Source organism: Sutcliffiella rhizosphaerae, from assembly GCF_917563925.1.
Classification (GTDB): Bacteria; Bacillota; Bacilli; order Bacillales; family Bacillaceae_I; genus Sutcliffiella_A; species Sutcliffiella_A rhizosphaerae.
On the sequence record NZ_CAKJTJ010000083.1, the window covers coordinates 1 to 1,682 of the forward strand.

Genomic DNA, 1,682 nt, shown 5'->3' on the forward strand with positions numbered 1-1,682 from the left:
GAGGGCACTGAAAAACTCCAATATTTATTAAAGGCAGTTGAAAGTTAAATGAACTTTCAGCTGCCTTTTTATTTTATAATATTGTTATCAAATGTATGTAGGTGGTATCCAAGTGATTTCAAACCAAGAATCTCTAAACTTAAGTCCATTCATGTCTTTATACGATATTGTTGTATCAAAAGATAATATGCTTCGTAGAATTAATGAGCTTGTAGATTTTTCTTTCATACTGGAAGAATTGAAAACAAAATATTGTCTTGATAATGGTCGTAATGCTATTTCGCCAATTCGTATGTTCAAATATTTACTTCTTAAATCAATCTATGATTTGTCAGATGTAGATGTTGTTGAACGTTCCAAATACGATATGTCATTTAAATATTTTCTCGACATGGCTCCAGAGGATCCAGTGATTGACCCAAGCTCATTAACGAAATTTCGTAAACTCCGTCTAAAAGATGTGGGTTTATTAGACATGCTTATTGGCAAGACCGTTGAGATTGCTCTAGAAAAAGAAATCATCAAGAGTAAAAGCATTATCGTGGATGCAACACATACCAAAGCACGTTATAATCAAAAATCACCAAAAGAGTTTTTACAAGAGAAATCAAAAAATCTTCGAAAAGCAGCTTATCAAGTAGATGAATCGATAAAAGAAAAGTTTCCATCAAAAACAACTTCTGATGAAGTAAACGAGGAATTAGATTATTGTCGCCAAGTCATTACTGTTATGGAAACTGAACCACAAATTGCCGAGATTCCAGTTGTTAAAGAAAAACTGAATGTATTAAAGGAAGTGATAGAAGATTATACAGAACAACTAAGTTATTCAAATGATCCAGATGCACGTGTTGGACACAAAGCAGCTGATTCTTCTTTTTTTGGATTTAAAACACATATAGCTATGAGTGATGAACGAATTATTACAGCTGCGATGGTTACTACTGGCGAGAAAAGTGATGGAAAATACTTAAAAGATCTAGTTGAGAAAAGCAAAAAATCAGGAATGACAATTGATAGAATCATAGGTGATACAGCTTATTCAGAAAAGGATAATATCCAATTTGCAAAAACCGAAGAATTTCAACTAGTATCTAAACTAAATCCACTGATCACCCAAGGTGGACGTGCTAAAGAGGATAAGTTTGAGTTTAATAAAGATGCAGGTATGTACGTTTGTAAAGCAGGTCACATGGCGATACGAAAAGCACGAACAGGAAAGAAAAATCAAGGGGAAAATCAAAAAGACACTTATTACTTTGATAGTAATAAATGTAGAGTATGTCCGTTCCGTGATGGCTGTTATAAAGAAGGAGCAAAAAGTAAAACTTATTCAGTTTCAATAAAATCCACTGAACACAAGGAACAAGAAACATTTCAAAACAGTGAAGAATTTAAGGAACATGCACGCTCTCGATATAAAATTGAGGCAAAAAATAGTGAATTAAAACATAGGCACGGGTATGAAACGGCATCCTCTTCGGGTCTATTTGGTATGGAAATTCAAGGAGCCACAGCGATATTTGCAGTTAACCTCAAGCGAATTCTGAAACTCCTTAATGAAAAAGAATAAAAAAGAAAAGGAAAAAGGCAATTTTCCGCTTAAAAAGCAGACGGAAAATTGCCTTTGGGCATTCATTTTAGATTACTGAAATAAAAAACGTAACTTTTTCAGTGGCCTA

Annotated in this window: 1 protein-coding gene; it reads left to right on the forward strand. The window is 33.5% G+C overall.

Features of this window, described 5'->3' with window-relative positions; all coding sequences use genetic code 11:
* Positions 1-112 precede the first annotated feature (112 nt).
* Entirely contained in the window at positions 113-1,573 is a 1,461-nt protein-coding gene (locus LRP81_RS23065) for an IS1182 family transposase (RefSeq protein WP_230505548.1), read from the forward strand.
* Positions 1,574-1,682 lie beyond the last annotated feature (109 nt).